This is a genomic window from Corynebacterium sp. TUM25015 (assembly GCF_056393505.1).
Genome location: NZ_CM150783.1, coordinates 1327722 through 1351305, shown reverse-complemented (window position 1 = coordinate 1351305; position 23584 = coordinate 1327722). Strand labels below are relative to the sequence as shown.

Here is a 23584-nt window from a genome sequence, read left to right as displayed (position 1 = left end):
GCGCTCCCAAGGGAACTGCCTCAAATCTAGCCCTTGGGTTTACCGAAAGTCAAGCGTCTGAAAGACATTGCTTAGACATTATTTTAGGGCGCGTTTCCCCCTTTCCCATCAAATATACGCTCACACGAAAACCACTTATCGAAAACTTATTGAAAACTGCACTCAAAGTACCTAGTCTGGATAGATATCGCAGAGCAGTTCCCGTACCTAAAACTCACTCCCACCTAAGGAGCCAGCTCATCGTGAGCACGCCAGTGACCAATAAGCTTCCCAAAATCGGCCAGCGCAACACCCGCCAGCGACGGGCAGTCGCGGAGATCCTCGAAGGGCTCACAACCTTCAGCAGCGCCCAGGATATCCACCAAAAACTGGTCGACCAGGAACACAAAGTTGGTCTGACCACCGTCTACCGCACGCTGCAGCAAATGGCAGATGCGGGTGCCATCGACACATTGCACGATGATTCCGGTGAGACCCTATACCGCGCCTGCGCCACTGACGATCACCACCATCACCTGGTGTGCACCTCGTGCCGCCGCACCGTGGAAATCGACGGCGGTCCCGTCGAAGAGTGGGCTGCGGAAACCGCCAGGAAGTTCGGCTACGAAAAGTCCGGCCACACCGCTGAGATCTTCGGCCTGTGCGGCGACTGCCAGAAGAAAGCCGCCCAGAAGAACTAGACGTTAAAAAGCGAGCCGAGCAGGTAGGTCGCCCCGGCAGCGCCGAAACCGATCAGCAGCTGACGCAGCGCGCGCCGCCCCGGCTCCACGCCAGATAGCAAGCCCACCAAAGACCCTGTGAACATCAGGGCAAGCCCCACCACCACGCAAGCTACGATCGCCGCAGCCGAGCCAGACATGCCGAAGATATACGGCAGCACTGGGATCAAGGCGCCGACTGCGAAACACAGGAAGCTGGATATCGCGGCGGATAAGCCCGACCCGCCTTCCTCATGATCGCCGTACACGACGCTAACCTTCTCGGCGTCGAACGGCTGCTCACCGACTGGCTTATTCGTCTCCAAGATTGAATCAAAAACCCGGCGCGCACGGGTGGCGGCTTCTTCCTCACTCATGCCGCGCGCCCGGTATACCAGCGCCAGTTCGTTCTGGTTCACGTCCAAATTCGGCAGTGAACGGCTGGCATTGGGGTCCGGAGCATTGGCGCCCAGCAGCTCCTTTTGGGAAGTCACCGAAACGTACTCACCGGCTGCCATCGACAAGGCACCGGCCAACAGACCCGCGATACCTGTGACCAACACCAGGTGAGACGATCCACCTGTACCGACCATGCCCAGCACCAGGGCCAAGTTCGAGACCAGGCCGTCATTGGCACCAAAAATCGCCGCGCGGAAATCACCTGACATGCGGGCGCGACCGCGCGCCGCCAGGCCCCGGACGACCTCCGCGTGAATCGCTTCATCAGCAGCCAACTGGTCGGAAGCATCTTTATCGGACACGTACTCATTACGCTGTTCGGACGACTGCATCAGCGCCAACACGAACACAGAGCCGAAGCGCCTGGCCATCCACGCCTTCATGCGTGTATCCAAGCTGGCTTTACGCGGCAGCCCCACGTACTCGCCCAGGCGATTCTTCCAATATGCCTCGTGGCGGGCCTCTGCTTCTGCCAGGCCGAGCAGAATCTCGCGTTCCTCGCCGGTTCGTTTGCGCGCCAATTCGCGGTACACAGCACCCTCGGCGCGCTCGTTGGCTAGGTATTGCTGCCAGCGCGCGATCTGCCGCTTCGTCGGTTGCGGCTGCTCCGCCATATCTTCACCTGTACTGTTCGCCTCACCAGTACCGTTGGCCTCGTTCATGGCGTTCACTTCACTCCCCCGAAGCGTCGGTCGCGCTTGGCGAACTCCAACACCGCCGCACGCAAATGGTTGGGCGTGTAATCGGGGAATAGCACATCCTGGTACACCATCTCTGCGTAGGTGGACTGCCAGGGTAGAAAGTTCGAGGTACGCATCTCCCCCGACGGGCGCAGAAACAGATCCACATCCGGCATGTCGGGTTCGTCCAGATACCGTGTGAATGTCTTCTCGTTAATCTGGCGGGGCTTTAGTTTCCCCGACTTCACGTCTTCGGCGATCAGCCGGGCGGCATCCGCAATCTCCGCACGGCCGCCGTAGTTCACGCACATTCCCAGGGTCATGGTCGTGTTATTCTTCGTCAGCTCCTCGGCCTGTTCCAACTCCGAAATCACCGTGCGCCACAGGCGTGGGCGTCGCCCCACCCAGCGAATCCGCACACCCAGGCTGTTGAGGTAGTCACGCTGCCTCCGCAGCACATCACGGTTGAACCCCATCAAGAAACGAACCTCATCGGCCGACCGGCGCCAGTTCTCCGTAGAGAAAGCATAGGCAGACAAATAGTCCACACCCAGCTCAATGCACTCCTCCACCAGAGACATTAAAACGCCTTCGCCTCGACGATGCCCCTCGGTGCGGGGCATGCCACGCTCCTGTGCCCAGCGCCCATTGCCGTCCATCACCAATGCGATGTGCTTCGGGCGGAGCTCCTGTGGAATCTCGGCGCGATCGACATGCGGATACTCGGTGCTACTCACCTGTACCATTTTGCCACACAGCTTTCCCCTGCCCTAGCCCCGCAAATCCAATGCGAGCCCAACCCTAGCCGCCCATCTGAGGCGAGCGTTTCTATAGCGCTGCAAATGCCGGGCAGCTGACCTCGAGTTGTTGGCGGACATGGGCCAGCAGCAAACGATGCGATTGTGCGGCGATGTCCTGCGCCTGCTGGTTGCGGATTTCTTGGGCTGCTTGGTCGTGACGCCCCTTTTTCAGTAACCACAGCAGGTGTACCGCCGCCGACGGAGGTGTGAACGCGCCTGGAGGTCTGCAGGTCACGCACACCGCGCCTCCTGCCGCAGGATGGAATGCCCGGTGGGGTCCACGCTTCCCGCACTGCGCACAGTCGACCAAGCTGGGTTCCCAACCGGCGATCTCAAGCCCGTGCAAAACGAACTCGTCGGCTACACAGATTGGAGGTAGATCGGAGGTGGTGAGCTGCTGGAGTGCGGCGTCCAAAAGCACAAAGATCGAGTCTGACGAAGAGGGTTCAGCGGAGAAGACCTGAGCCATCTCCAGCATCGCCGCGCCCGCGTAAAAGCGATCAACATCTGCGACGATCGGCGAAGCATAGGTGGCGACTGTCGCGGCGTCGGTGATGTTTGCCAGCGTACGGCCGGGGTAAATTTGCACATCAACGCAGGAAAAGCGATCCAGCCGGGCACCGAAACGGGAGCGAGTTTTACGGATTCCCTTCGCTACAGCGCGTACCAGGCCGTGTTCCTTTGTCAGCAGAACAAGGATCAGGTCGGCCTCACCCAATTTGTATGTGCGAAGCACAAAGGCCTCGTCCCGAAAGCTGGGACGAGACCTTCTACTCATAAAGAGCAAGTATAGCGTTAGGCCGGCAGACCCCGCTGCTTGATGCGACCCCAAGCGGCAGCCGTGTTGACCAGTGCGACGACAATCTCCAGCGTCATGCGGATAACCGCAAGGTTGATCAGCGCTTGGACGAAAATGATTGCGGTTCTGACGAGATTCTGGACTACGAGAAGCCCGCCGGAATTCTCGGAATCCGTGTCGCCATTCGTGCCAGTATCCTCAAAGTTCATTCCCTGCCCCGCAGTCGAAGAGGGGACAATGTCTGTCCACGTGGTCAGCAGTGCCAACACCACCCACAATACGACAATGACGATTGCGATGATGTACAGAACTCGGATGAACGACTTGGATGCGTATTTAGTAAACCCCAGGTCGAAGAGTGCGGAAAAGAAGGATTCGTTCTTCATCTGCTAGCTCCCGATGGTGGAGTTACGCGCCTGCCGCTCGTCGATGGACTGCACCGACTGTGCAGTACGGATGATGGAAACGGCGACCTCCAGTCCGACGCGGTAGAACGCCAGCCAGGCAATGGCACCAAGGATAACCAGCGGCAGTGCAATGATCACGAGGAGGATCGACGAGGAATCCTGGGCCATAGCGGCCAGGAGACCAATGATGGCCAGCACCACGAACAGGCCGACGACGATCATCAGCAGGGTGTACAGCACCTTCACGACGGATGGGGTGACATAGCGAGTAAAGCTGAAATCAAATAGTGCGGAGAAGAATCCGTCCTTGTCGGCACCTGTCGAGTTCGCGATGGTCTGGTTCGGGTAAGCGGCCCAGTTATTAGCATTCGAGTCCTGGCCGAATCCACCCTGCGGATTCTGCTGACCGTACTGGTCATAGGCGCCCGGTGCGCTCTGCTCGTAGGAACCCTGTGGATATGCCTGGGTGGAATCCTGCCCAAATGGCTGGCCGTAGTCCTGAGTCTGGTCTTGTCCAGCCGCATTGTAGCCAGCGCCGTTGTTTGCGGCACCGTCCGCGGAGTGCTTGCCGGAGCCTTCAGAGCCGTAGGGGTTAGACGGAGTCGTCACGAGTAGCCTTTCCTCTTAGCGTGCGAACTGTGTTGGGTAATAGCTCGCAGCGCAAGTCATTCGAAATAGTTTTAAGTCGAGCCCAAAAAATAGATTTCAGCGCTCGGTGGCTTTCACGCTATCGCAAATTTGCTTCTGCCGCTGAGGAACAAGTTGAGGATCGAGCGGGACGCTAGAAGCCCATCCGTCCCAGTTGCTTCGGGTCAGACTGCCAGTTCTTCGCAACCTTGATATGCACGTCCAAGTAGATGTTCTGGTCCAGCATCTTCACGATCTCCAGTCGTGAACGGTGGACGATGCGAGACAGGCGCCGCCCGTCCTTGCCACGCAGGATCGACTTCTGCCCCTCGCGCTCCACGTAAATTACAGCGTGCACATCCAGCACACCTTCACGCTGGGGATTAGGCACGACCTCCTCAATCTGCACCGCCACAGAGTGCGGCAATTCGTCATGCAGCCCTTCCAACGCCGCCTCGCGGATCAGCTCCGCCATGCGAGTATCCCGGTCATCGTCGGTCACGTGATCGTCCGGGTAGAACTTCGGCCCCTCGGGGAGCTTGTCACGCAGCACATCGAGAAGCACGTCTAGCTGCACCTGCTTGGTGGAGGAAACCGGCACTACGTCCGCCCCATCCAAAAGCTCGTGCAATGCCAACAGTTGGGCACCGACCTGATCCTTGGAGGCCTTGTCCAGCTTGGTGACCACACCGATCAGCGGGGTTTTCGGCGCGACATTGCGTACGGCGTCCACAATCCAGCGATCCCCGGGGCCGATCTTCTCGTCCGCGGGTACGCACATCGCAATCACATCGACATCCGAGTACGTCTCCTTAACCACCTCATTCAACCGCTCACCAAGCAGCGTGCGCGGGCGGTGCAAACCGGGGGTGTCCACCAGGATGATCTGTGCGTCGTCGCGGTGCACAATGCCACGGATGGGGTGGCGGGTGGTCTCCGGTTGGTTCGCAGTGATGGCGATCTTCTCCCCCACCAGCGCATTTGTCAGTGTAGACTTGCCAGTATTCGGGCGGCCTACAAAGCTCACAAACCCGGAGCGGAAGCCCTCCGGCGCGCGGTATTCCTCCGGTACCTGCATCTCCTCCGGCGCCACGCCAGCGCCTTCCGGCATGCCCGCAGCCGGGTCGAAGGGGTCTTCGGGGATATAAGGATCGTTCATGGTCATCAAGTATCCCTTATCCCTGGTCTTTATCGCTAACGCTGTCGACATGGGACGCGTTGAGGTGCGACGCCGCCACGGCCATTCCCTCCCCAGCTTCACCAACGCGGCCCTCCGCTCCATCCGGCTGTTCGCGGTAAACCACTGCAGAGCGGATCTTCACACGTCCTCTGCGATTGCGCCCACCCTCATAGCGGAAATGCAGACCCGCGGTGGAAATTTCCGCCCCGGGAATCGGCACCCTGCCCAGCTCAAATGCCCCGAGTCCGTAGACCGTTTCCACTTCTTCGTGCTGTTCCTCGCTGAACTCCACATCCTCGAAGAGTTCCTCCAGCTCCTCTAAGGAAAGGCGCGCCTGTACCCGGTAGCTGCCGTCCTCCAACGGTTCGATGGGGGCTTGCTCCGTCAGGTCGTACTCGTCGGTGATTTCGCCGACGATCTCTTCCAAAATGTCCTCAATAGAAATCAACCCGGCTACCGCACCGTACTCGTCGATCAGCATGGCGATATGCACCTGATCGCGCTGCATGTCCTCTAGCAGATCATCCAACTTCTTGGAATCGGGCACGAATACTGCCGGTCGCATGCAGTCCTTCACTAGCTTGGAATTACCGCCATCGGACATGTGATAGGTCTCTGCGATGAGGTCTTTGAGGTAAATGACGCCCACAATGTCATCCACGTCCTCGCCCACCACCGGCAGACGGGAAAGCCCGGTGCGCACGCACAAACTAGTGGCCTGGCCAGCCGTTTTATCCGCTTCGATCCAGACCATCTCCGGTCGCGGCACCATCACGGAACGCGCCGAGGTGTCGGCGAGATCAAAGACGGATTGGATCATGCGCCGTTCGTCGAGCTCCACCACGCCGCGTTCCGACGCAATGTCCACCATCTCGCGCAGCTCGATTTCCGAGACGAAGGGGCCATCGCGGAAGCCCCGACCGGGCGTCAGCACATTACCGGTCCGCACCAGCAGCTTGGCGATGGGCCCTAGCAGCTTGGATACGCCCAACAAGATCGGAGCGGTGGCCAGGCTGATGGTATACGGGTTCTGACGGCCAAGGGTGCGGGAAAGCACGCCGATCAGGATGAATGTCAGCAGCGTGACAATCAGAATGGCCGTGGCGAAAGCCCAGTTGCGCGATCCCATGAGCGTCACACACGCCGAGGCTGCCAGCACCGCACCAGATACCTCACAGATGGTGCGCAACAGTACGAGCAGGTTGATATGCCCGGCACGCCCCTCCAACACTCGCTCCAGCCTGGGCGCCCCCGCGCGATCCTCCTTCACCAGGTTTTCCACCCGTGCGGGGGAAATAGAAGAAACAGCGGTTTCCACCAGCGACAGCACACCGCCGAGGAAAAGCGCGAGGATTGCGAAGGGGATGGATAAGGGGATGTCGATCATCACTAAAAGTTTCTAAAACTTCCTATTTCTGTGTATCGTCGCGGTCCGCTGCGCTGGGGAACGCCCCAGCACCCGTCGGTTTCGGAGCGAAATGCACCCCACGTTCTTCCTGGGAGTCGTACCAATTCGCCAGGATCTCGTTCTGGAGCGCGAACATTTTCTGTTCCTCGTCGGGAGTGACGTGATCGAAGCCCAGCAGGTGCAGCACGCCGTGGACGGTAAGGAGGTCCAGCTCGTGAGCCAAGGAGTGACCCGCGCGGGTGGCTTGTCCCTCAGCGAAGTCGGGGCACAGCATGATGTCCCCCAGCATCGCCGGGGAGGGTTCCGCGGCATCTTTGCGACCCCAACCTGGCGTCAATTCGTCCATAGGAAAGCTCATCACATCAGTAGGACCGGGCAGGTCCATCCAACGAACGTGCAGGTCCTCGATGGTTTCAAGATCCACTATGTGGATGGATAGCTCGGCGGCCGGGTGGACGTCGAGGGTCCACAGTGCGTAGCGAGCAACGTCGATCAGCTCTTCCTCGTTGACCTCGCCCCGACCGGATTCATTAAAAACTTCGATGCTCATGGATACTTGCCTCTCGGTGGTTGTGTGTCCCGCTGCTAGATTTCATTTTCCATCTCGTAGGTGCCGTAAGCCTCCACGATCTTGGAAACCAACCGGTGGCGCACCACGTCATCGGAATCCAGGTTAATGATCGATACGCCATCCACCCCGGTGAGCACCTGGCGGGCAACCTTCAAACCAGACTCCTGGCGATTCGGCAGATCCACCTGGCTGAGGTCGCCGGTGATAACCATCTTGGAGCCAAAGCCCAAGCGGGTGAGAAACATCTTCATCTGCGCCGGGGTGGTGTTCTGAGCTTCGTCCAAGACCACGAAGGAATCATTGAGGGTGCGACCACGCATGTAGGCCAGTGGTGCCACCTCAATCACGCCTGTTTCCATCAACCGCGGGATCGTCTCGGGATCCACCATCTCCCGCAGAGCATCGTGCAGTGGGCGCAAGTATGGGTCGATTTTGTCGCTCAGCGTACCGGGCAGAAAACCTAGCTTCTCCCCTGCCTCCACGGCCGGGCGGGTCAAGATAATGCGATTAACGTCCTTAGCCTGCAGGGCCTGCACCGCCTTGGCCATCGCCAGATACGTCTTACCGGTACCGGCCGGGCCGATGCCGAAAACGATGGAGTCCTCATCAATGGCTTCCACATACTCCCGCTGTCCGGGAGTCTTCGGACGCACCGCCTTGCCACGGTAGGAGACGATGGGAGCCATGTCACCGCTGGAAACCAGCGCCGGGGCCTGTTTTTCCACCAGCGTGATCGCGCGCTTGGTGGCCGCAGGGTCCACAACGTGGCCGCGTTCCACCAGGTTGATCATCTCCTGCAGCACTCGGCGGGCTTGGGAGACCTCGGAGGCCTCGCCCCGGATGGTCACGCGATTGCCGCGGGTGAGGATGTCTGCTTCAAAGGCGTGCTCCAGCACCCGCAGATTCTCATCTGCCGGGCCAGCGACGCCTACGACAGAATCCGGGTCTAGCTCCACTGTGGAGCTGGCTACGCGGGGGCGTGGCGACCTCACGGAGTTTGTAGGAGTCATGTGTATAGATCCTACCGCCAACGCTCAGTGACAGCGCCGATAGCGCCCAGGGCTACGGCTGCGGCTGTTGCGGTGCGCAGAACCTCGGGCCCCAGGCGAACCGGCACCGCACCCAAGTCTGCAAACTCTGTAAGCTCCTCCGGGCTAATACCGCCTTCCGGACCGACAACCAGAGCCAGCTCTGTTAATGCTCCGGTTTCTGTGACGCCAGTTCCAGCGGCACCGGTTTCAGACATCGCTGCCTGCACCACAGCCGGCAGCGGTTCGGTGGCCTCTTCATGCAGCACCAACACCCGAGTCGTGGCTGCAGAATCTACGGCAGAGCCCACGGAAGACTCAGCCAATCCCAGCAGTTGTGCCAGCTCCTGCGGGCTGCGCACCAGGCCGGTGACCTCTGGAATCTGCAAGCGACGGGACTGCTTCGCCGCTGCGCGCGCTGCATTCTCCCACTTTGCGTGCGCCTTGGCCTCCTTGCCGTCCCACTTGGCAATCGCCCGCCGGGCTGCCCACGGCACAATTCGATCCGCGCCCGCCTGCACCATCAAATCCACCGCCAACTCCGCCCGGTCGGATTTGGGAATTGCCTGCACCACCGTCACCCGCGGATGTGGGGCGGGAAGGTCGAGAATGCCGGTGACCTCCACGGTGGCGTCACCAAGAAAAGAACCCTGAACTGCACGGGTGGTGCCATCGGTGACGACCAACCCCTCGCCCACCTCCAGGCGTTTAACGGAGGCGTGCTTTGCCTCCGCACCAGTCAGGCGAAAGCGATCGCCCGTGGCGACGGGCTCCGGGATGGGGTGGATAAACACCGGGTCCGTCATGGGTTAGCGGCCAAACTTCGAGCGCAGGCGGGAGAAGAACCCGCTGTCTGATGCGTCCTTGGTGGTCACACCGGCGTGCTGGTTGCTCGCTTCGCGCAGCTTTTCCAGCAGGTCGCGCTGCTTGTGGTTCAGGTCGGTGGGGATCATGACCTCCACGTGGGCGATCAGCGACCCGTGGCCCTCGCGGCGCAGGTGGGGCATGCCCTTGTCCGATAGGCGGATGGTGGCATCCGGTTGGGTGCCGGCTGCGATATCAACGGTGGTAATGGAGTCATCCAGCAGCTTGACCTCTACCGACGTACCCAGTGCAGCTTCCACAGCTGGCACCTGCAGGTTGACGTGCAGGTCATCGGACTCGCGGATGAAGTACGGGTGCTCAGAAGTGTGCACCTCCACGTAGAGATCGCCAGCAGGGCCGCCGCCCGGTCCTACTTCGCCCTTGCCGCTCATGCGAAGGCGCATGCCGTCGGAAATACCAGCGGGAATGGAAACCTTGAGGGTCTGGCGGTCGCGCACGCGGCCGTCCCCCGCACAGTTTTCGCACGGATCCTTGATGATTTCGCCTGTGCCGGCGCAACGGTGGCACGCGCGACGAACCTGCACGCGCCCCAGCATAGAGTTCTGTAGTTCCATCACCTCGCCTGCGCCCTGGCAGGTGGGGCAAGTCACCGGCGCGGACTTGGAGGCCGAACCAGTGCCATCGCAGACATCGCACAGCACAGCGGTCTCCACAGTGATGTCGCGATCAATGCCAGAGTAGATTTCCTCCAACGTGGCCTCGATACGCACCAAAGCGTCGTTGCCGCGGCGTACGCGGGACTCGCGTGGCCCGCGCTGGCCACCCCCGCCGAAGAATGCGTCGAAGATGTCTCCCAGGCCACCGCCCCCGAAACCGCCGAATCCGCCGGCACCTGGCTGGCCAAAGCCCTGCTCCTCCGGGTCACCGCCCGCATCCACGATCTGACGCTTCTGCGGGTCCGTCAATACCTCCTGGGCAAGGGAGATCTCACGGAACTTCTCCGCGGCCTCCTCCGAAGGGTTAACGTCCGGGTGGTACTTTCGCGCCAGGCGACGGTACGCCTTTTTAATTTCGGCGTCCGTAGCGTCGCGATCCACACCGAGGATTCCGTAATAATCTCGAGCCACGTTGAGCGGGTCCTTTTCGCGTGTTTACTGAGTCTTTTGTTCTAAACCAACTGCACCAGTCTACTATTCCTACTCCTCGCTCAAAATCCGCGAGACGTAGTGCGCCACTGCTGTCACCGAGGAAATCGTGCCCGAGTAGTCCAAATGTGTCGGCCCCACCACGCCCATGCCACCGAGCACCGCGTTGGCGTTGCCATACCCGGCGGAAATGACCGAAGCGCCACGCAGTTCTTCATCTTCGTTTTCCTCACCGATACTCACCTGAACCTGGAGGTCGCGCACACTGTTCAGCAGTTTAAGCACCACGACCTGCTCCTCCAGAGCCTCCACCACGGGGCTCAGTTCGGACGTGCGCATAAGGTTCGGGGTACCCGCCAAAATCAGCCGGTCGTTCGGACGCTCCAGCAGCGTCTCCACCAGCACGGTCGTCACCACGAGCGCCACGTCCCGCAGCTCTTCCGGCATACTGTTGCCCTTGGCTTCGCTGGCTAGGGCGGCAATGTTTGTGCATGCATCGTCGAGGGTGCGCCCCACCATCGCGGAGTTCACCAGATCGCGTAAGCGTGGCAGGTCGTCATCGCTTATCGGTTGGCCCAGGTCGACATTGCGCTGATCCACGCGGCCCGTGTCGGTAATCAGCACCAGCAGAATGCGGTGGCTACCCAATTTCACCAACTCGCAGTGCTTTACCCGCCCGCGCCGTAGATCCGGCATCTGCACCACCGCCACCTGGCGGGTGAGCTGCGAAAGTAGCTGCACACTGCGGCGCAGCACATCCTCCAGGTCCACACCGTGTTCCAAGAAATCCAGGATCGCCCGCCTCTCGGGCGTGCTCAACGGCTTTACCTCATGGATGCCGTCGACGAAACGACGGTACCCCTTCACAGTGGGGATGCGCCCGGAGGAGGCATGCTGTTGCGTGATATACCCCTCAGCTTCCAGCACCGCCATATCGTTGCGGATCGTGGCGGAGGAAACCCCCAACTGGTGCCTATCCACCAGCATCTTCGAACCCACCGGCTCGTGCGAGGCGATGAAGTCGCTAACAATCGCCCGCAGCACCTGGTTTCTTCTGTGTTCCGTTCCGCTGGACATGTTCTTCACCCCTTCTGTGAGCTTGTGTGGCGTTTATAGCCCGAGCGCCAGCACGATATCCGTGACGATTCCATCGGCTAGGTAGCGCCCTTTATCCGTCAATATTAGGCGCTCACCGCGTTTATCTAGCAGGCCCAGGCCCGTATAGCGCTCGATTACCTGTTCCAGCTCGGCGTTTCCCTGGCTCCCCGCCAGTTCGGTCAGCGCCAGTCCCTCGGCCAGGCGGAGCCGCAGCATCACCTGTTCGGTACGCAGATCTGCGTTGCTTAGGCGCTCGGTGGTCACTACCGACCCGGGCACGGGCAGGCCGTCCTTTGTTGTTGACGCCCCCTCGTTCTCAGCCAGCAACCCTTCCCAATAGGTCGCCGGACGTTTCGCATTCACTAGCCTCACCAAGCCAGATTCGCTGTGCTTCTCCCCGCGCAGCTGCACACATCCGTGGGCGCCGGGGCCTGCACCCCACCACTGTCCGGAACGCCAATAGATCAGGTTGTGCTGGCACTCCCCGCCTGGCTTCGCCCAGTTCGAAACCTCGTACCAGGAAAAGCCGGCCTGCCGCAGACGGGAATCGATGGCGTCATAACGATCCGCAAGGGTGTCCTCGCCCGGGGCGGGCAACTCACCACGGCGCACCTTCCGGGCCATGGCCGTGCCGTCTTCGACAATGAGGGAATAGGCAGAAACGTGGTCAACATCAGCCTCCAGCACCGCGTCGAGGGTACGGCTTAAGTCCTCATCCGTCTCCGTGGGAGTGCCATAGATAACGTCCAGGTTGATGTGCTCAAAGCCCGCCTGTTTAGCCTCCCGTGTGGCCACAATAGGCCGCCCTGGGGTGTGTTGGCGTTCCAGCACTTTCAGTACATGTCCTACGGCGGACTGCATGCCTAAGGAAATGCGGTTGAAGCCAGCCTCCCGCAGCTGCACGAAGAACTCCGGACTGGTGGATTCCGGGTTGGCTTCTGTAGTGACCTCAGCATCCGCCGCCAATCCGATCGTGCGACGAGCCGCGTCCAGTGCGCGGGTCAGACCCTCGTGCCCCAGCATGGATGGCGTGCCACCACCGAAGAATACGGTCTGTACCTCGCCGGGATAATCCCACACTTCAGCGGCGATCTCTAGCTCGCGTTCCAACGCATTCAAATAGCCGGGGATGGTATTGCCATCAGCCGCGCCGAGTTCCTGTGGCGTGTAGGTATTGAAGTCGCAGTAGCCACAGCGGGTGGAGCAAAAAGGAACGTGAATATAAAGGCCGTGCATGTTGTGCGAGTCTACTTGGCTCGCACCAGTGGTCACGTGGTCAGGTAAAATTACACAGCAGTGCCGCGCTTGCGGCGCTGTAGACGGCCAACGATCTCCTCGATTCGCGCGCGTTCTTCCAAAAACTCCGGCGGAGCTTCACCGCGCATCCCCGCAGCCAACTCCGGTTGGCGAGCAATCACTTCACGCCACTTGGCTGCCAGTTCGATCGTGCGCTGTTCCGCCTTTACATACACCTGAGGAAGCAAAACGGACTGCGATTCCAAAGCACACTGGGTCTGGTTGATCACCCACTCTTCCACCTCACGCAGATCCGCGCGGATGTGCTCGGCTCGTTCGCGCAGCCACATGCGCCAGGAAGCGGTAGAGGCCATCGTCGCTGGAGCCTGGTCGGCAGATACCTCGGCATCCTCCGTCCCAAAGGAACGTTGCGCGGCACTGGAGTGGGAGGCGGCGGAGGTGGTGGCGTCATCAAAAGAACGACGAGCCGACGCAGCAGACGTACCGGGCTTTTTGTGCATGAAGCTCAGTGTGCGCCCGGGGTGCGGATAGTCTCCGCTGCTTGTACTGGCGAGGGCACGCGGAGTGCGGGAGCGCGTGATGCCCGACATGCTGCCCGCCCGCACGCCAGAGACGAAAGCCTGACGCAGACCGTTGAGTTCGGAGAGACCAGGGCGGACTTCGGCGCGCCCTTCCGCGACGATCTCTTCCAATTCAAGGAGACAATCCTCGACCAGGTCGGCATCCCAATCGGCTATGGCCTGGGAGACATGGTTGATGTGGTCGGCGATCTCGTCACCGATGTCATAGATATTTTGGGTGAGCTCGCGAACGCGCAGGGCAGCATCGTAGTGCACGCGTTCTCCTCTCCCCGAGCCCGTCAAAGCCCATGTTTCGGTTAATACCGCAGACAACTTTAAAACACGAACACCGACCGCGCGCGGAGGCGTGGCCGGTGTCTTAGGGCGGATTTCTTAACTTATTTTGAGTTGTAGATCCATGCGATATCGTCGGCGAAGTTCTTGGCAACTACGAAACGCTTTAGCTTCAGCGACGGGGTCACTTCGTCCTTGTCCTCGGTGAAGTCACGGTGGACGATGCGGAACTTCTTAATGCCTTCTGCGTGGGAGACAGTGGAGTTAGCCTCGTTGATCGCGTCCTGGATTTCGGAGCGCAGGACCGGGTTCTTTGCCAGCTCGCGGATTGAAACGTTTTCGGCAATGCCGTTGTTTTCCTTCCACTTCTTGACGGCTTCCTCGTCCAAGGAAATCAAGGCGCCAACGAACTTCTGGTCGTCGCCGACAACCATGGCCTGGGAGATCAGCGGAGCGGAGCGCAGGATATCCTCCATCGGGCCGGGCGAGACATTCTTGCCGCCGGCGGTGACGATGATCTCCTTCTTGCGACCCGTGATCTTTAGGTGGCCGGTGGGCAGCAGCTTGCCGAGGTCACCGGTGCGGTAGAAGCCATCCTCGTCGAAGGACTCGGCGGTGGCCTCCTCGTTTTCCCAGTAACCGGCGAAGACCATGTCACCCTTCAGCAAAACCTCGCCATCCTCGGCAATCTTCACTGTGATGCCACCGAGCGGGCGGCCGACGGTGCCGATGATGTTGTCCGGGGCGAAGTTGGTGCAGGCAGCGGCAGTGCACTCGGTCAGGCCGTAGCCCTCGTAAACGTTCAGGCCTACGCCACGGAAGAAGTGCATGAGTTCCGGGTTGAGCGCAGAACCGCCGGAAATGGCGTAGTCCAGCTCGCCGCCCATGGCCTCGCGAACCTTGGAGTAGACCAGCTTGTCGCCAATTGCGCGGTTGATCTTCTGCTTTAGCGTCGGCCCCTCGTCGGTGTCGAGAGCATGCGAGTAGTCGACTGCGGCGCGTTCTGCGAAGTTGAAGATCTTGGCCTTGACGCCACCACCTTCAGTGGCCTTGGACTTCACTCCCGCGTGCACCTTTTCAAAGATGCGCGGCACAGAGCAGATCAGGTTCGGCTTGGTGCGCTGGAACTCCGCAACGAGGGTGCTCATGTCGCTCCAGTGCGTCTGGGTTGCCCCACCGACGGTGGCAGCGTGTGCCATAGCGCGAGAGAACACGTGAGCCAGCGGCAGGAAGGTCAGCTTGCGGTAACCGAATGCGGCGGCACGACCCACCGGGTGGGTCAGGATAGCGCGGGCTTCTGCCAGCCAATTGTGGTGGGTCAGCTTGCAGCCTTTTGGGCGACCCGTGGTGCCGGAGGTGTAAACGATAGAGGCGACATCCGAATCGCGAGTGTTGGCAATGCGCTCCTCCAACACGTCCTGTTGGATGCCGGCTTCCTTACCGTCGTTCACGAGGATGTCGATGGCACCGCTGTTGATCTCCAGCACGCGGTTAAGGTGCGCGGAGGTATCGCCTTCTGGACGGTCGCCATCCTTGACGAAAGTGGACAGGCGAGTGAAGTGGCCGGACTTTTCTGCAATGGCGAACTTGGCGCCGGAGTTCCCTACAATCCACTCACACTGGGAGGTGGAAGACGAGGGGTAGATCGGCACGGTGATCGCACCGGCGGCCCAGATGGCGTAGTCCAAAACGGTCCACTCATAGCGGGTGTCGGACATGATGACCACGCGATCGCCAACTTCTACGCCGTTGGCAACCAGACCCTTGGCTACGGAGTAAACATCATCCAGGAAGTCGGCAACGGTAACGTCTACCCATTCGAAGTTCAGCGGACGCTTGAAGAGCACCCCATCTGGGGACTGTGTTCCAAGATCACGCACTGCCGAGAGGCAGGTCTCGTGCTCGTCGATCGTATATAGGGCCTCAGAGGTGTACTCCGTCATGCTGCTCCCTTTGCTCATATCCTGACAGTTGCCTGACCTGGGTTTTTACGCGAAACGCGGGCATAATCTCGAGGTGGAGAACCCACGCGCTCTACGTGATTAATACTTCTACAACCATATATGAGTGGTGTGTATCACGCTGAACCTTTATAAAAATACCCCGTCACACTACAGGCACAACGACGGGTTTACCTACAGGCGCAGTTAGGGGCGCATATAAGCGAACGCGCTTGTTTCCCCTTTAGTGCCTCCAGTTGGTGCCTCCAGGTGCCTCTAGGTGTTCTTACGAAAAAGAGTGGAAGAAGCGCCTCTTACCCTGCACAATGGCAGATGTGACTAGCTCTGTGGAACCCGGCGGAACAAACGCCTCCGACGTCAATGCAATTCTCAACGAATTGGCCGCCGAATGCGGCGTAGCCACCTGGTACATCGGCCAAAACGGCCAGCGAGTGGAGGTGGCTAGCAGCACGGTTCTCTTCGCTCTGCGCGAACTAGGTCTGAATCTGCCCGAGAATGCCTCGGATCTCACCGAAAGTGCAGTTCAAGCCGCCACTGAGGATCTACTGCGCTCCCGCTATAGCCGCATGATCGCCCCCACCATCACCGCCATTGCAGACCGACCCCGCACCCTGCATGTCCACTGCATCGACGGCGAATCCCTACAGGTCCAAATCCATACCGAAGAGGGCGAGACCATTGACCTCGAACAGCTCAACGAGTGGGTAGATCCCATCACAGTGGGCAGTGAGGCCAGCGCGACAACTTTCGGCACCGCCACCTTCCAGATGCCTGCCCTCCCCGCAGGCTGGCACGAAATCACCGCCCAGGCTGAATCCACTCAGGCACGCTCCACCTTGCTGGTTTCGCCTCAATCCCTGGAACTGCCTGACGCGCCGCGAACAGGTGTCATGGCACAGCTATATTCTCTGCGCGACAAGGATGCGTGGGGCGTCGGCGACTACGGCACTCTGGAAGCTTTGGGGGAATCCCTGCAGAAACTCGGCGGAGCGGACTTTGTGCTGGTGAACCCCATGCACGCGGCGGAGGCTGCTCCCCCGGTGGAGGATTCCCCTTACCTGCCTACCACTCGCCGCTACACCAACCCGATCTACATCCGGGTAGAAAACACGCCGGAGTACGCTGCACACCCCGAGCTGCACGCAACAATTGCGGAGCTTGCCGCCCCGCTGAAGAAGCGCAACCACTCCGCTGATCTGTTGGAGCGAGACCCCGTAGTGGCGTCCAAAATCAAGGCCCTGCACCTGCTGTACACCGCAGGCATCGGCGACGACCGTGCTGAACAACTACGCAGCTTCATCGAACGAGAAGGTGAAGGAATAGTCGGCTTTGCGAACTGGTGCGAGCGCGCTGCTAATGATCCAGCCCTAACCAGCGAGTTCTTCGCCTGGATGCAGATGCTTTGCCAGGAGCAGGAGCTGCACGCGCAAAATGCCCTCACCGAAAATATGAGCATTGGCCTGATGGCCGATCTGGCCGTGGGCGTGCACCCCGGTGGCGCGGACGCTCAGATTCTGGCGGATGTGCTGGCGCCGGGCGCTAGCGTGGGTGCGCCGCCGGATGGCTACAACCAACAAGGCCAGGACTGGTCCCAGCCACCGTGGCATCCGTGGAAGCTGGCGGAGGAAGGCTACCGCCCCTGGCGCGACATGCTGCGCACCATCCTGCGCACTGCCGGCGGTATCCGCATCGACCACGTTCTGGGGCTTTTCCGCCTGTGGTGGATCCCACGGATGGAATCGCCCACCCTGGGTACCTACGTCACCTACGACCATGAGGCGCTGGTCGGAGCGCTGGTTTTGGAAGCCCACCGCGCCGGTGCTGTAGTCGTGGGTGAGGATCTGGGAACTTTTGAGCCATGGGTACAGGACTACCTGGCCAGCCGTGGCGTGATGGGCACTTCGATCGTGTGGTTTGAAGGCGACGCCAACGGGGCGAAGTCACCTGACGCTTACCGCCGTACCTGCCTAACCTCCGTGACTACACACGACCTGCCGCCCACCGCCAGCTATCTGCGCGGCGGACACATCAACCTGCGCGAGGAATTAGGTGTGCTAACCCGCAGCTCGGACGACGAGTTTGCGGAGGATGCGGCATGGCAGGTCGACGTACTGGGCACCATCGCCCGCCACGGTGCCTTCCATGGCATGGAGTGCGAGGAATACTTCCTGAACGAGCTGCGCCAGGAGTTGGACGATCCCCGGCACGGTCGGGAACGCCGCCCGGATGTGTCCTATATCCTGCGCGCCATGCACCGCTATATTGCACAGACGCCTTCGCTGTTGCGTTGCGCGGCCTTGGTGGACTTGGTCGGCGATGTGCGTGCACAAAACCAGCCGGGCACTACGCAGGATCTTTACCCGAATTGGCGTGTGCCGCTATGTGATGGGCAGGGCAATCCGGTGCTGGTGGAGGATCTGGCGGACATGCCGCTGGCGCGCGAGGTGCTGGCCGCTACGCGCGGTGAAGACTAAAAGAAGCTGGTTGCTAGCCAGGCTACGAGCAGTAGAACCAGCAGCAATGCCAGAGCCTGGCGCACCTTGGAGTGGTGTTTCATAGCTGGTTAATCCTCCTGCCCGCGAGTGTGCTCTTCGTCTGTCGTGCTACCTGCCTCGGTCGGCAGTGGCGCGCTACTGCGGCTTGCCCACAATTCGCGGGGGGAAAGCGCACCGTGCACGCGATCTTCCTCCGCGTTGGAGGGGAAAATCCGCAGCGCAATCATCTGCCATATTAAGGCCAGCACCGCGCAAACAACGAATAGCGCCAGGAAAACCAGCGGCGTCTGTATCCATACCGGCGCGTTGATCAGCCATTCCATCATTTGTGACGCCTACCCCTGGCTCAGTCCGCGGCGCTGCAGAAGCGGCTGCACACTTCGCTGCTGGCCACGGAACATCCAGAATGCATCCTCGAAGTCGATGCTGGCACCGCGCGAAAGAATGATGCGACGGAAGCGTTCGCCCGCGAAGCGGACATCGTCTGCATCGAGGTCGGTGGTGGCGTCGGCATCCCCAGCGCCGTGATCCCCAGCGTTGGACTCCCCGACCGCGGCGCCGGTGTCGATGAACGCTTGGAAACCATCCGCGTCCAGCACCTCAGCCCAGAGGTAGCTCCAATAGTCTGCCGAGTAGCCACCAGCGAAAATGTGGTTGAAGTAGGTGGAACGATAGCGCGGGGCAAGGGCTCCGTTGACATCCACCCCAGCATTTTCCAACGCTTCGGCCTCGAAGGATTCAACCTGTGCAGATGCATCATCGGTGGCGGCAAGCTTTTCCGCCTCCGCTGCGGAGAGCTTGTGCCAAGCCAGATCCAGCCAGCAGGCAGCCAGGAACTCGGTCGTGGCCATGCCCTGCCCCCACTTGGCCTGTGCGCGGATGGCAGCGACGAACTCGTCGCTGATGACCTCCCCGGTGTCCACGTGGCGGGCGTAGTTGCGCAGCACGGCAGGCTCCAGAGCCCAGTTCTCGTTGATCTGGCTGGGAAATTCCACAAAGTCGCGGGGCACGTTCGTGCCAGAGAGGGTGGGGTAACGCACGTCGGACAGCAACCCGTGCAGGGCGTGGCCGAACTCGTGGAACACGGTTTGCACCTCGTCCAGAGTCAGCAGTGCTTGCTCGCCTTCGGCGGGCTCGGCAATGTTCATAACATTGACCACCACCGGAGCCTGGCCAAGCAGGTTGGACTGCTCAACAAAAGAGTTCATCCACGCGCCGCCGCGTTTCGTGGGACGGGCGTACATGTCGGTGAGTAGCAAGCCGATGCCGACAGGCGCTTCTGTGCCTTCTGTGTCCGTTGTGTCTTCTGTGCCCTCTGTAACCTCCCACACCTGCACACCCGGCGCGTAACCGGCCAGGTCGGGGCGTTCGCGCACGTCGATGCCGTAGAGACGCTTGGCTGCGAAGAAGGCACCGTCCACCAGCACCTGCTCCAGCGGGAAGTACTTCTTCAGCTCCGCGTCGTCCACGGCGAGTTCCTCGGCGCGCAGCTTGGCATCCCAATACGGCCAGTCGGCTCCGCCGAGCCCCGTTGTGTTCGCGTTGTGTGCCGCGCCTTCCGCTTCGCTGATGGCCATGGTGTCTACAGCCATCTTGTCTGCGGCTCGCTTGAACTCACCCTGAGCATTCGCCACAGCAGCGGGCGTCACTTGGTTGAGCAACTCCTCGACCGCGGCCAGGCTTCCTGCGGTTTCTGCTGCGGCGACGAACTCTGCGTGGTTGGCGAACCCCAATAGTTCGGCACGCTGGGCGCGCAGGCGAACAATCTGCAGTAGCGTCTCTTCGTTACCGCCACCGGCTGCGCGATTCAGTGATGCTTCGTGCACCTTTGCGCGCGCTGCTGGGTTATCGAGAGATTCCAGCACTGGCTGGACACTCGGCAGCCCCAGGCGAATTAGCCAGCCCTCTTCCCCGCGTTCGGCAGCAGCCTTGGCAAAGTACTCCTTATCCGCCGCGCTGAGTCCCGCAACTTCGGCCTCATCTGTCAGCAGCACCGCCGCTGACTCAGTGGCGGTCTGGAGCTGCGCGCCAAAGGAAGTGGTCAGCTCGGCCAGCTTTGTATCAATGTCCCGCAGAGTTGCGCGCTGTTCGTCGTCTAGTTCTGCGCCGCCGCGGATAAAGCGCTTTTTCAACTCGCGCAGCAGAGCCTCTTCTTCGCTACCTTCTGGCTGCGTCGGCAAAGCGCACATACGCTCCCATAGCTTCCGGTTCAGCCAGATTTCGCTGAAGTGCCGTGCCAACTCGGGGCTTATCGTCGCTTCGATCTCGCGCACTTCGTCGGTGGCATTCGTACCAGCGTAGTTAAATGCGATGGCCAGCACGCGCTGCAGCATCTGACCAGATGCCTCCCATGCCTCCGCGGTGTTTTCCCACGTGGGTTCCTCGGGGTTATCCGCTATAGCTGCGATTTCCGCCGCATGGTCGTCCAGCGCGGTTCGGAAGGCAGGCACCAGCTCGGCGAGGTTGATGGCTGCAAAGTCCGGCAATTCATATGGCAGTTCGGAAGCGTTTTGGAGGTAATCCATGGTCTCCCACTCTAACCTGGAGGCCATGGATTACGTTGATGTGGCCATCAATCAAGGCACCGTGCGCGGCTATGCCATTGACTCCGGGGTCGGTTCCGTCTTGCGCTTCCAAGCCATCCCCTATGCAGCAAGCGATCGTTTCGCCCCACCGGGTACTGCCCCTTCTTTTTCTTTTTTAGACGCCCATTCCTCCACCACCTCAACCCGCCAATCCCTATCTATCTCCTGTCCGGCTAGCGCCCCTGGTTCCACCGCGAACATGCCCGTCATCGTGTTTATCCACGGTGGTCGCTATGAGCAAGGGCACGCTGATGACCCGTGGTACCAGGGAATTCGCTTTGCCGAGGATGGTTGTGTTTTCGTCAGCGTGAACTACCGCTACCGGCTGGAGGGCTTTTTGCCACTACTGGACGAGGATCACCCGGCCGACGTGGATGGTTTTGCGGACCCGAATACCGAACCGGAGTACTACCGCGGGGCAGAGGACATCGTCGCCGCCTTGCAGTGGGTGCGTAGCAACATCTCTGCATTCGGGGGTGATCCAAATCAAGTGACCTTGATGGGACAGTCCGCCGGCGGAGCACTGGCAGCGTGGACCTTATGCAACTCCCGCACGACCAACCTAGTGCATCGAGCCGTGATCCTAAGCCCAGGCTTTCCACGGGTAGGTTGGCCACGCCGCGAACATGTGGCGCGAGCGGTTCTCGGGGGCCCGCTGACCAGGAAACACCTCGGCGGGCTTTCCTCTGCCCAATTGCAGCGTGCATACCGTAGATATGCCCGGATCTACGGCACGGACTGCGCTGTGGGACCATACCCCTTCCGCCCCGAGGCGATGCGCGATATCCCCCTTTTGATCGGCACCTTGCGCGAGGAGTTTGTGCAAATGCCCACTGCCCGTACGGTCGACAGAAGGTTGCGTTCCAAGAACCCGCTGGTGCGGCAAGCTGCCAAGCTCGTGGCTCTTTATTTTGAGCGAGCGTTGCAGGCACGGGCGCGATGGGCGTCACCGCATCCGATGGGCATGGCCATCGGGGATTCGATGATTAAGCGCTGGGCCGTAGCGATCATGGAGGCGAAGCGCGACACGACCTGGGCCTATGAGTTTCACGGGAGCCAATCGGCATGGCATTGCGCGGATCTGCCTTTGGTTTTTGACGCCCTCAACGTCTCCCCGAAAGCCGTGAAGCATTTCTGCGGCGAATCCGCGCCCGAGCGCTTGCAACCGCTGGCAACGGAGTTTCACGGGATCGTCGCGCGCTTCGCCCGCGGAGAGGATCCGGAGTGGGAGACCTATGGGAAGAAGCGAAACGTGCGGCGCTTCGATACGGATGCGTCTGCTCGCGGTGAGGTGACCTGTGAGGTAGCCGAAGATGCTTACCGGGATATCCGTGAGGATTATCCGGAGCTCTACCCGAACAATTAGCTAGCAAAACAAGAACCATACTAGACAGCTCGGTCTAGAGTGCTAGGGTGGATAGCCATGAACGCTTCCTCCTCAAACACCGATCCCCAGAATGGCTCTCAGGGCTCCCCACACTCCCCCAACGACGTCACCTTCCACGACGTCGACACTCTCCGCGCCCGCGGCACAATGAAGTGGACCGTCTACGACGAGGACGTACTGCCCCTGTGGGTCGCCGAAACCGATTTCGACACCTGTCCCGCCGTCAAGCAGACCATCCAGGCGGGCGTGGATCGCGAGTACTTCGGCTACGAGCGCCGCAATGGTTCGGTACAGAAGGCTCTAGCGGGCTTCCTGGATCGCCGCTTCGGTTGGCAGATCGCCCCGGCATGGGTGCGACTAGTACCCGATGTCGTTAAAGGCGTGGCAGCGGCCATTGACGAATTGACGCCACAGGGCTCCGATGTAATCGTCCCCGTGCCGAGTTATCACCCGTTCTTCGACGTGCCAAGTGCCGTAAACCGACCGAAGGTCGAGGTCGCGATGACCAAGGTAGAGAAACAGGGAACTGAAGAGTGGGCATTTGACCTCGCCGCACTGGAAAAGGCCTTTGCCAGCACCGCGAACCCTGCGGGCGTGGGCGCGCTGATCGTGTGCAATCCGTATAACCCGCTGGGGCGCGCATGGCGCCCCGAAGAGTTGGAGAAGCTGGTGGAACTGGCGGACAAATACGACGTGAGGCTGATCTCCGACGAAATCCATGCACCGGTTGTTTATGCACCGCACAAACACACTCCCCTCGCGTCGCTGAGTGATACCGCCGCACGGGTAACGGTGACGGTACTGGCAACGTCGAAAGGCTGGAATACCGCGGGCCTGCACTGCGCCCAGATGATCTTTACAAACCCGGACGACCGCGAAGTGATGGCTAAGGTCAGCCCGCTGCGTACTGGCTCTGCTTCCACCCTGGGGCAGGTGGCCGCCGAGGCTGCTTACACAGACGGCGAGGCTTGGCTGGCCAGCGAACTGGAGTATCTGCAGGGCAACCTCGATCTGCTTGAGCGCCGACTGCCAGAGGTACTTCCCGGCGCGAAGTTCATCCGCCCCGAGGCCAGCTTCCTCCTCTGGGTAGACCTCCGCGATGTTCCAGGACTGAATGAAAAACCAGGCAAGAAGCTGCTGGAAGGGGCGCGGGTGGCCTTCAACGAGGGCTCCATGTTCGGCACGCAAGGTGCAGGCCATGTGCGCATCAATTTCGGTACTTCCCGGGAAATCCTGAACGAGGCTCTAGACCGCATCGGGAATTTCGCTGAGACCGAATTAGCTGAATTAGCTAAAGCCAACGTGAACAATTAACTTGGC

The 23584-nt window shown here is 60.5% G+C and carries 21 protein-coding genes; 4 read left to right on the top strand and 17 right to left on the bottom strand.

Annotated features, from left to right (window positions below):
- Window positions 1–242: 242 nt before the first annotated feature.
- The gene (locus AC06DS_RS06150) at window positions 243–680 is read left to right on the top strand and encodes a Fur family transcriptional regulator (RefSeq protein WP_293791376.1); all 438 of its coding nucleotides are present in this window, start codon (window positions 243–245) and stop codon (window positions 678–680) included.
- On the opposite strand, the gene AC06DS_RS06145 is transcribed toward AC06DS_RS06150, so the two are convergent.
- The 15 genes from AC06DS_RS06145 to AC06DS_RS06075 form a co-directional block, all read right to left on the bottom strand.
- Complete coding sequence (locus AC06DS_RS06145; RefSeq protein WP_477100228.1) at window positions 677–1819, bottom strand: VIT1/CCC1 transporter family protein; 1143 nt, start codon at window positions 1817–1819, stop codon at window positions 677–679. The two genes, AC06DS_RS06150 and AC06DS_RS06145, sit on opposite strands and share 4 nt — an antisense overlap.
- 5 nt (window positions 1820–1824) lie before the next feature.
- The gene (locus tag AC06DS_RS06140; RefSeq protein WP_477100227.1) at window positions 1825–2583 is read right to left on the bottom strand and encodes an isoprenyl transferase; all 759 of its coding nucleotides are present in this window, start codon (window positions 2581–2583) and stop codon (window positions 1825–1827) included.
- Window positions 2584–2665: 82 nt separating this feature from the next.
- Window positions 2666–3415 carry a DNA repair protein RecO gene (gene recO / locus AC06DS_RS06135; protein ID WP_477100226.1) on the bottom strand — a complete coding sequence of 250 codons (750 nt, stop codon included), beginning with the start codon at window positions 3413–3415 and terminating at the stop codon, window positions 2666–2668.
- A gap of 17 nt (window positions 3416–3432) precedes the next feature.
- Window positions 3433–3822, bottom strand: coding sequence for a DUF4282 domain-containing protein (locus tag AC06DS_RS06130; protein WP_477100225.1), 390 nt, complete (start codon window positions 3820–3822; stop codon window positions 3433–3435).
- Window positions 3823–3825: 3 nt separating this feature from the next.
- Entirely contained in the window at window positions 3826–4452 is a 627-nt protein-coding gene (locus AC06DS_RS06125) for a DUF4282 domain-containing protein (protein WP_477100224.1), read from the bottom strand.
- Between the two features lie 172 nt (window positions 4453–4624).
- The gene (gene era, locus AC06DS_RS06120) at window positions 4625–5581 is read right to left on the bottom strand and encodes a GTPase Era (protein WP_477101189.1); all 957 of its coding nucleotides are present in this window, start codon (window positions 5579–5581) and stop codon (window positions 4625–4627) included.
- 64 nt (window positions 5582–5645) lie between these two features.
- A complete protein-coding gene (locus AC06DS_RS06115) occupies window positions 5646–7037 on the bottom strand; it encodes a hemolysin family protein (protein WP_477100223.1) in 1392 nt (463 codons plus the stop codon).
- A gap of 22 nt (window positions 7038–7059) precedes the next feature.
- Window positions 7060–7608 carry an rRNA maturation RNase YbeY gene (gene ybeY / locus AC06DS_RS06110; RefSeq protein ID WP_293791383.1) on the bottom strand — a complete coding sequence of 183 codons (549 nt, stop codon included), beginning with the start codon at window positions 7606–7608 and terminating at the stop codon, window positions 7060–7062.
- A gap of 35 nt (window positions 7609–7643) precedes the next feature.
- Window positions 7644–8639: a PhoH family protein gene (locus AC06DS_RS06105; protein WP_448307284.1), complete on the bottom strand. Its 996-nt coding sequence runs from the start codon at window positions 8637–8639 to the stop codon at window positions 7644–7646.
- An 11-nt stretch (window positions 8640–8650) separates the two neighbouring features.
- Complete coding sequence (locus AC06DS_RS06100) at window positions 8651–9463, bottom strand: 16S rRNA (uracil(1498)-N(3))-methyltransferase (protein ID WP_477100222.1); 813 nt, start codon at window positions 9461–9463, stop codon at window positions 8651–8653.
- Between the two features lie 3 nt (window positions 9464–9466).
- Window positions 9467–10609 (bottom strand): molecular chaperone DnaJ, encoded by a 1143-nt coding sequence (gene dnaJ / locus AC06DS_RS06095; protein ID WP_293791386.1) that lies wholly within the window; start codon window positions 10607–10609, stop codon window positions 9467–9469.
- A 69-nt stretch (window positions 10610–10678) separates the two neighbouring features.
- On the bottom strand, window positions 10679–11704 hold the full coding sequence (gene hrcA, locus AC06DS_RS06090) for a heat-inducible transcriptional repressor HrcA (protein WP_476728370.1): 1026 nt from the start codon (window positions 11702–11704) through the stop codon (window positions 10679–10681).
- 33 nt (window positions 11705–11737) lie between these two features.
- Window positions 11738–12961 (bottom strand): radical SAM family heme chaperone HemW, encoded by a 1224-nt coding sequence (hemW, locus tag AC06DS_RS06085; protein ID WP_476728369.1) that lies wholly within the window; start codon window positions 12959–12961, stop codon window positions 11738–11740.
- A gap of 50 nt (window positions 12962–13011) precedes the next feature.
- The gene (locus tag AC06DS_RS06080) at window positions 13012–13818 is read right to left on the bottom strand and encodes a hypothetical protein (protein ID WP_477100221.1); all 807 of its coding nucleotides are present in this window, start codon (window positions 13816–13818) and stop codon (window positions 13012–13014) included.
- A 122-nt stretch (window positions 13819–13940) separates the two neighbouring features.
- Entirely contained in the window at window positions 13941–15779 is a 1839-nt protein-coding gene (locus tag AC06DS_RS06075; protein ID WP_293791390.1) for an AMP-dependent synthetase/ligase, read from the bottom strand.
- Window positions 15780–16102: 323 nt separating this feature from the next.
- Here AC06DS_RS06075 and AC06DS_RS06070 point away from each other — a divergent pair, with 323 nt between their 5' ends.
- Window positions 16103–18271 (top strand): 4-alpha-glucanotransferase, encoded by a 2169-nt coding sequence (locus AC06DS_RS06070; protein ID WP_477100220.1) that lies wholly within the window; start codon window positions 16103–16105, stop codon window positions 18269–18271.
- Between the two features lie 89 nt (window positions 18272–18360).
- On the opposite strand, the gene AC06DS_RS06065 is transcribed toward AC06DS_RS06070, so the two are convergent.
- Both AC06DS_RS06065 and AC06DS_RS06060 read right to left on the bottom strand, forming a co-directional pair.
- A complete protein-coding gene (locus tag AC06DS_RS06065) occupies window positions 18361–18618 on the bottom strand; it encodes a hypothetical protein (protein WP_477100219.1) in 258 nt (85 codons plus the stop codon).
- Window positions 18619–18627: 9 nt separating this feature from the next.
- Window positions 18628–20817 (bottom strand): M3 family metallopeptidase, encoded by a 2190-nt coding sequence (locus AC06DS_RS06060; protein ID WP_477100218.1) that lies wholly within the window; start codon window positions 20815–20817, stop codon window positions 18628–18630.
- Here AC06DS_RS06060 and AC06DS_RS06055 point away from each other — a divergent pair.
- Together AC06DS_RS06055 and AC06DS_RS06050 are read left to right on the top strand one after the other, a co-directional pair.
- Entirely contained in the window at window positions 20816–22243 is a 1428-nt protein-coding gene (locus AC06DS_RS06055) for a carboxylesterase family protein (RefSeq protein WP_476728366.1), read from the top strand. The two genes, AC06DS_RS06060 and AC06DS_RS06055, sit on opposite strands and share 2 nt — an antisense overlap.
- A gap of 168 nt (window positions 22244–22411) precedes the next feature.
- A complete protein-coding gene (locus tag AC06DS_RS06050) occupies window positions 22412–23578 on the top strand; it encodes a MalY/PatB family protein (RefSeq protein WP_476728377.1) in 1167 nt (388 codons plus the stop codon).
- Window positions 23579–23584 lie beyond the last annotated feature (6 nt).